7 protein-coding genes are annotated in these 7,349 nt (G+C 38.3%); 5 read left to right on the plus strand and 2 right to left on the minus strand.

Annotated elements, in window-relative coordinates; all coding sequences use genetic code 11:
* Positions 1 to 279 precede the first annotated feature (279 nt).
* The 3 genes from HLH14_RS13395 (at position 280) to HLH14_RS13405 (ending at position 3,268) form a co-directional block, all read left to right on the plus strand.
* Positions 280 to 1,479, plus strand: a complete 1,200-nt coding sequence (locus tag HLH14_RS13395) for a tyrosine-type recombinase/integrase (RefSeq protein WP_086194099.1) — start codon at positions 280 to 282, stop codon at positions 1,477 to 1,479.
* A 274-nt stretch (positions 1,480 to 1,753) separates the two neighbouring features.
* Positions 1,754 to 1,999, plus strand: a complete 246-nt coding sequence (locus tag HLH14_RS13400) for a helix-turn-helix domain-containing protein (RefSeq protein WP_067723183.1) — start codon at positions 1,754 to 1,756, stop codon at positions 1,997 to 1,999.
* Positions 2,000 to 2,054: 55 nt separating this feature from the next.
* Positions 2,055 to 3,268 (plus strand): IS3 family transposase gene (locus HLH14_RS13405; RefSeq protein ID WP_378320832.1). Its coding sequence is split into 2 segments (ribosomal slippage): positions 2,055 to 2,376 and positions 2,376 to 3,268, totalling 1,215 coding nucleotides; the frame shifts between segments, so codons are not numbered across the junction.
* Between the two features lie 195 nt (positions 3,269 to 3,463).
* Here the strand turns inward: HLH14_RS13405 and HLH14_RS13410 are convergent.
* Together HLH14_RS13410 and HLH14_RS13415 are read right to left on the minus strand one after the other, a co-directional pair.
* Positions 3,464 to 4,168 (minus strand): nitroreductase, encoded by a 705-nt coding sequence (locus HLH14_RS13410; RefSeq protein ID WP_067723180.1) that lies wholly within the window; start codon positions 4,166 to 4,168, stop codon positions 3,464 to 3,466.
* Positions 4,169 to 4,464: 296 nt separating this feature from the next.
* Positions 4,465 to 5,235 carry an enoyl-CoA hydratase/isomerase family protein gene (locus tag HLH14_RS13415; RefSeq protein ID WP_171533245.1) on the minus strand — a complete coding sequence of 257 codons (771 nt, stop codon included), beginning with the start codon at positions 5,233 to 5,235 and terminating at the stop codon, positions 4,465 to 4,467.
* A 313-nt stretch (positions 5,236 to 5,548) separates the two neighbouring features.
* Here HLH14_RS13415 and HLH14_RS13420 point away from each other — a divergent pair, with 313 nt between their 5' ends.
* Both HLH14_RS13420 and HLH14_RS13425 read left to right on the plus strand, forming a co-directional pair.
* Positions 5,549 to 6,859: an MFS transporter gene (locus HLH14_RS13420; protein ID WP_067723179.1), complete on the plus strand. Its 1,311-nt coding sequence runs from the start codon at positions 5,549 to 5,551 to the stop codon at positions 6,857 to 6,859.
* Between the two features lie 44 nt (positions 6,860 to 6,903).
* A partial coding sequence (locus HLH14_RS13425) for an electron transfer flavoprotein subunit beta/FixA family protein (protein ID WP_171533246.1) occupies positions 6,904 to 7,349 on the plus strand: 446 nt, incomplete at its 3' end.

Consider the following 7,349-nt stretch of genomic DNA (forward strand, 5'->3'; position numbering starts at 1 on the left):
TAAAATAATTAGCCAGATTACAAACCCGATTTACATTTTAAATCTAAGGGGTTATGGGAATATTACTTTTCAATATTTATGCAACCAAGCCTCTAATACATTTCTTATACTTGAAAATGGTAACTAACATGGTTACTAAAATTTAATATACTTCTTTTTAAATATTTAAAAACAATTATTTATAATTATATGTGATGCGTATCATACGCATCACATATAATTAGCTTTATTTTGATATAATGAAAGTATTTAGTGTAGTTAGTGGTTTAATTCAATTTCATGAGTCTTACAGAATTTAAGATACGCCAAGCCAAATCTAAGGATAAAATTTACTACTTAGCCGATGATGATGGCTTAAGCTTGAAGATTGAACCTAACGGACGTAAGTCATGGAGTTATCGGTATTCTGTAGCAGGATCGAGCAAACGCCCTAGAGTTAAATTAGGCCTATATCCTGTCATGTCCTTGAAGGATGCAAGATATGCACGAGATGAATATAAGTTAAATAATTACATGGGGGAAAATATACATAGCAAAAAAATAAAATCTTTCAAAGATGTTTGTGAGGAATGGTTGGAATTCAAAATAAAAAACTCTTTTAAAGATGAGCCACGTTGTGGCGTTATTCAGTTATCAAAAAAGTGTTTATATAATGATATATATCCCGAATTAAGTGATATCCCATTTAATGAAGTGAAACGATATGATTTAGTTACAGTTGTAAAGAAAATAGAATATCGGGATGTAAAAGAGCCAGTTAAAAAAGCGTATAGTTATTTAAATCAAATCTATGATTATGCTGTAGCAATGGGTTATTGTGAATATAATATTGCTAATGGTTTACATAAAATATTGGTCAATAATAAAATTAAGAAAAATTATCCATATTTAAAGGAAAAAGATATATCAAATTTTATACTTAGATTAAATGAAGTTAATACTCATCCTATTATTAAAAAAGCATTATGGTTTAAGCTTTACACTGGAGTACGAGGGGCTGAATTATTGCTGAGTGAACCTCATCACTTTGATTTAGATAATAAAATTTGGAAAATTCCTGCTTTGCATATCAAACAGTTTAGACGTAAAGTCATTTTAGGTCATGATATTCCTGATTTTTTGGTTCCTTTGTCAGATCAGGCTATTCTCATTATAAGATCAGCATTAGAATGGTCGCATGGTGAAAAATATGTATTTTATAGTCCTAAAAATAAAAACAGACATCTTCATTTTAATACATTAAATACTATAATTCGTAAAATGAATTATAGTAAAAATGAGTTATCCTTACATGGTTTGCGTTCTACCTTTAGTACCATATTAAATGAGTCTGGATTCTTTCAACAAAATTGGATTGAAGCTCAATTATCCCATACAGATAAAAATAAAACTCGTGCAAGTTATAATCATGCTGAGTATCTTACCCAGCGTATTGAAATGATGCAGTGGTGGGGCGATTATTTAGGTTCTATTAAATAAAATCAGACAACAGCTTTTGATCTTAAAATGAATGAACTTAATAATCATAATTGCTAGATTAAACAAATTTACTGAATGAGACAGAGCCTATACTCAAATACTGTCTTGAGAAAATGGGTCTAGGTAATTTTTAATTTTGAAATGTTTATGCAACAAAGTCCATTTCATCTATCACTGTGTGGCTCTTCAATACTTGCAAGTTAAATAGACATAATAGTATCCAATAATTCTTAAATTAGTATACGATAGATACTATTATCTCTGTTTAATTCCTATGTCTAGATTTTTATTGCTTGATAATATAGATGTACAGCAGGCTTTTTCTGTTCATCTACGCCAATTACGTGAACAGGCAAAGTTATCTCGCGAAGCGCTTGCCGAGCGTAGTAGTGTGCCTGCGTCTACAATTAAAAAATTTGAACTGACTGGAGAAATTTCATTCCGCCAATTACTCTTACTTTGGCAATCCTTAGACGATCTTAAGCGTCTTTATGATTTAACTGTAATAGCCCCCAATTAAAACGGACACTTCTCAATTAAGACCTAGTGATAGCACTAGGGTTTAGGAGTGTTCTATGGAACGTATTGAAGTTATTATATCAGTTCAGCGTCGTCGACGTTATTCCGTTCAAGAGAAAGCCCAGTTTGTTGCCATGACCATGCAACCAGGTTCATCCGTTTCTTCTATTGCCAGACAGTATGGCATCTCTCCAAGTTTGCTGTTTAAATGGAAAAGACTTATACAAGATGGTGGAGTAACTGCCGTGGAAGCCAATGATCAGGTCGTCAGTGTGTCTGACTATAATGCTCTGTTGAAAAAGGTTAAACAGCTAGAGCAAATGCTGGGCCGCAAAACTGTAGAAGCTGAAATTCTCAAAGATGCTTTAGAGATTGCCCAGACAAAAAAGTACATATCGCACATGCCCTTATTACCACCCGACGATACCCAACTCAACAAATAGCCCAGACCTTAGGTGTGTCGAGATCAAATCTCTATCGGCGAATGAAGCAGCCGGAACCTGTTTCTCGTTTAAGATACTGCAAGGCAGATGATATGGTTTTATTGCCAATCATTCGGGAGATCTGTGATCAACTGCCTAGCAATGGATATAGGCGTGTTACAGCACATTTAAATCGTCGTCTAAAACAGCATGTGATGAAACTTGCTCGGGTAAATCCTAAACGTATTTACCAGATAATGAAGCAGAATCAGTCACTTATCATGCGAGCTGAGCCATTAAAGAATGATCGGACACATGATGGTCGAGTTGAAGTATTTGTATCAAACAGCCGCTGGTGTTCGGATGGCTTTGAGATCAAGTGTTGGAATGGCGAGAAAGTACGGGCGATCTTTAGTCTGGATTGCTGTGATCGGGAAGTCATGAGTTATCTTGCAACAACTACTGGCATCAGTAGTGACATGGTGTGTGATGTACTTGTACAGAGCATGGAAAAACGCTTTGGTGCAGTCAGTTATTTGCCTCATCCAATTGAATGGCTGACAGATAATGGCAGTTGTTATATTGCGAAATCGACACGGCAATTTGCACATGCGCTTGGCTTTCGGATCTGTACCACACCAATCAGAAGTCCACAGAGCAATGGAATGGCGGAAGCATTTATAAAGACATTTAAACGGGATTACGTCTATTTGAATGATATGCCTGATGCTGCAACCGTGCTTAACGCTTTGCCGGTATGGATAGAAGATTACAATTCCAATCATCCACATAGTGGATTAAAAATGAAATCCCCTCGGGAGTTTCTATCGCTAAAATTAGCGAGTTAACTGTCCGTTTTTATGGGGGCTAATACATTAACAAAAGAATCTAAAGTCTCAGAAAAGCTTCCCACTTCAATTGATGAGGTCTTAAAAGATGAATTTAAAGCCAATTCAAAGTGATGATACTCGTATTTGGGGGCCTTTATTTCTAAAAAATGATGAAAGTGATGATACTGGAGAGTTTGTTTATATATCCATATTTCATTCATAGAAAATGGCAAAGTCTTCGACTGGCAAGCGTGAAGTATGAAAGCTGTTTACACGCTGAGTGAGGTCAGCATAACCCAAGGCAATGCTGCAGACCAGTTCTTCATCGTGCGGTATATTTAAAATGTCAGAGATAAGCGAAGAAAACGGATTCCATGCCGCCTGCGGGCAAGTATCTAAACCTCGCGCTTTGGCTGCAATCATCACATTTTGAATCATCATTGAAATATCCATTTTTGAGCCTGTGGCTAATGATGTATGCAGGGTAAAAAATAGGCCGACAGGTGCATCAAATAATTGATAATTACGCAGATGCTGAGCTTGCATTTTTTCTTGTTCACCTTTTTGAATATCAAGTAGGCCATACAGCCCCCAGCCATTTTCGCGGCGGCGCTCAATAAAAGGCGAAGTCCATTGCTCAGGATAATATTTAAATGGTTCTTGATAGCGGTGCGCTTGTTCAGGATGATTGAATAACTCAATTTGTGCCTGGCAGACCTGCCGAGTTAACTCTTGACGCTTTTTCCCAGTGACGACATAGACTTTCCAGGGTTGAATATTGTTACCTGAGGGTGCACGGCTGGCAACAGTTAAAATGTCTTTAATCAGTTGGGTTTCCACTGGGGTGCTGGAAAAAGCGCGAACGGAGTGTCTGGAAGTAATCGCCTGATCCACCAGATTTTGTTGTTCTTGATGCATATGAATTCCTTTTAGGGTTGATGTTGAGTATTTTAAAATCCAGAGATCATCCTGAAAAAATAGCAATAACAACGCTGTACTGTACTATCTTACTTCAGCCATTTGAAGGCCATTTAAGCTTTGGCTTATGTCTATATATTCAGCCCGATCTAAAATGACATGCCTATACTTGAGATCCGGGCAGGAACCTGCACCCAGCACTGGCCTAGGTACGGACGAAATTCCAGACTGTTCTTATCTTCATTAAATTGGTTTTTATTCAAGCCAGACTCCATTCTCGCTTTCATCTATCGGTATTATTTTTGAATAAAGTGTGCAGGCCGTTTTTCTAGAAAAGCCTGAATTCCCTCTGCTGCATCGGCTGTCTGGCTGACATTGACAAATAATTCTGCTTCTAAAGCCAAACCGGCCTGAATATCCAGTTCAGAGGCTGTCTGAACGGCTTTCATTGCATGTTGAATGGCAGCTGGGAATTGCAACCCGAACTCATCCAAATATTGACGACCGGTTTGAATGGGATCACTCAAGTCTAGAATACGGTTAATCAGTCCAATATGAAGTGCTTCTTCTGCCGTAATAATTTTTCCACTGATAATTAACTCCAGTGCTTTGGTCTGCCCGACTAGGCGAGGCAAGCGCTGTGTACCGCCATATCCGGGAATTAGCCCAAGTTTAATTTCTGGTAATCCCAGGCGCGCGCTTGGACTACAAATTCGAAAGGTACATGCCATGGCCAGTTCTAAACCACCACCTAAAACCGCGCCATTGATACAGGCAAGCGTAGGGAATTTTAATTGATTAATTTGCTCAAATAAGCTTTGGCCGATTTGTATGGTATTTAAATGCGCGGCAGGGGTTTTGTTCTGCAGTTCTGTAATATCGGCACCTGCACAAAATGCTTTATGACCATCACCTGTAAAAATTGCAGCGCGTAAGTTGAGTGGAGCAATTTCTGCGATGAATTCTTGCAGTTTGGCAATCATTTCTGCATTCAGCGCATTTCTTGCTTCGGGGCGCTTTAAGGTAATGATCGCGATATTGTCTTGATATTTTAGTTCCGCACTCATGCGCCAGTTCCTTGGTTTGATGTATTTAAAAGAATAGAATTTATTTAATTTATGTCAATACATATATTTAATTTTTAAATAAATAAGTATAAGTAATTGTATTTATTTAATTTAAATAAAAATATATGTAAATATATTGACATAAAATTACACCTAAATTAACCTATCAATGGCTAGTGAAAAGCGGAAAAAGAGTGTAAGGAATTTTGAATTTAGCCTATCGAACAATGAGTGATATCGCGATTTAGAATAAGGAAAAGCGATTTTAAAATTCGTAGATTCAGAACAATTAAAACGATCAAGGAGTTGATGTATGCAGCATGTGGATATGCAAAAAACGGTAACCGAAGCAAAGTTTAACCGTTTCCATGTGAAGGTGTTGATCTGGTGTTTAGTGATTATCATTTTAGATGGTTATGACATTGCGGTTTCTGGCGCAGCCTTACCTTCAATTATGGAACAAATGGGAGTAAGTGCTTCGACTGCTGGATTTATGATGAGTTCAGCCTTATTTGGAATGATGTTTGGTGCGATGTTTTTTGGCGGTTTGGCCGACAAAATTGGTCGTCGTTTAACCATCGTAATATGTGTTTTTTTATTTAGTGTCTTTACTGCGGTAGCGGGTTTAGCTGAAGATCCTGTTACTTTTAGTATTATCCGTTTTATTGCGGGTTTGGGGATTGGCGGGGTAATGCCGAATGTCGTTGCACAAATGACGGAGTATTCACCTAAAAAAATACGGACCTTGATGACGTCATTAATGTTTTCAGGTTATGCGGTGGGTGGTATTTTAGCAGCAGTTTTAGGTAAGCAGTTTATTGTAGAGTTTGGTTGGCAAGTTGTTTTTTATGCTGCGGCCATTCCGGTCGTTTTAATCCCCTTTATTTGGAAGTCAATGCCAGAGTCACTCAGCTATTTAACTAAAAACAATAAAGAAAGCGAATTGAGAAGTCTGGTAGCGCAGATTGCGCCTGATCTTCAAATCAATAGTGACACAAAATTTGTAAATGAAACCAATATAAACAGCGCTAAGCCTTCTATTGGACTGTTATTTAGTGATGGACGTGCCTTTAGTACGCTGATGTTCTGGGTGGCATTTTTCACCTGTTTATTCATGGTCTACGCCTTAAGTACCTGGTTAACCAAATTGATGGCAATGTCCGGTTACTCCCTTGGCTCAGCCCTTACTTTTGTGATTGCTTTGAATGTGGGCGCAATTATTGGGGCGATAGGTGGGGGATGGTTGGCAGACCGTTTCCACATTAAGTGGGTTTTGGTCATCATGTATAGCTTAGGTAGCGTATTCCTGTATTTAATGACCTTGCCAATGTCGATCAATATGCTGTATTTCACCATTGCTATGGTAGGGGCATGCACCACGGGTGCACAAATTGTTGCCTATTCTTATTGTGGGCAATTTTATCCAAGCATTATTCGTTCAACAGGAATTGGTATGGCCTCTGGCGTGGGACGTTTGGGAGCAATCGGAGCACCATTATTAATTGGCTTGATTGTGTCGCTAAATTTACCCATTCAACAAAATTTTATGGTGATTGCTTTGGCCGGATTAATTGGTGCAGTTGCCTTGTCACTTATTAATCATCAACGTTCAAGCTCGCCTTAAGTCAGAAATAGATATTGGGTTGCAGGGTAAAATGAAGGAAATGTATGAAAACACTTGTTGCTGTAAAACGTGTGGTTGATGCCAACGTTAAAGTTCGCGTTAAACCGGACAATAGTGGGGTAGACCTGACTAACGTTAAAATGTCGATCAACCCATTCTGTGAAATCGCAGTGGAAGAAGCGGTTCGTTTAAAAGAAAAAGGAACAGTTTCAGAAATCGTTGTGGTTTCTATCGGTCCTAAAGAAGCGCAAGAACAAATCCGTTCTGCTATGGCTCTTGGTGCTGACCGCGGTATCCTGGTAGAAACTGCTGATGAGATTGGTGCACTTGAAGTTGCTAAAATCTTGAAAGGCATTGTAGAACAAGAAAAACCAGAACTTATCCTTCTAGGTAAACAAGCGATTGATGACGACTCGAATCAGGTGGGTCAGATGCTTGCTGCTTTACTTGGCGCTGGTCAAGGTACCTTTGCTTCTGTCGTCAATGTTGC

The sequence above is a fragment of the Acinetobacter terrae genome (assembly GCF_013004375.1).
Lineage (GTDB): Bacteria > Pseudomonadota > Gammaproteobacteria > Pseudomonadales > Moraxellaceae > Acinetobacter > Acinetobacter terrae.

Bases quoted from the DNA above. Each gene is read 5' to 3' on its own strand.
- HLH14_RS13395 (WP_086194099.1), top strand. From the start codon at position 280: ATGAGTCTTACAGAATTTAAGATACGCCAAGCCAAATCTAAGGATAAA.
- HLH14_RS13400 (WP_067723183.1), top strand. From the start codon at position 1,754: ATGTCTAGATTTTTATTGCTTGATAATATAGATGTACAGCAGGCTTTT.
- HLH14_RS13410 (WP_067723180.1), bottom strand. From the start codon at position 4,168: ATGCATCAAGAACAACAAAATCTGGTGGATCAGGCGATTACTTCCAGA.
- HLH14_RS13415 (WP_171533245.1), bottom strand. From the start codon at position 5,235: ATGAGTGCGGAACTAAAATATCAAGACAATATCGCGATCATTACCTTA.
- HLH14_RS13420 (WP_067723179.1), top strand. From the start codon at position 5,549: ATGCAGCATGTGGATATGCAAAAAACGGTAACCGAAGCAAAGTTTAAC.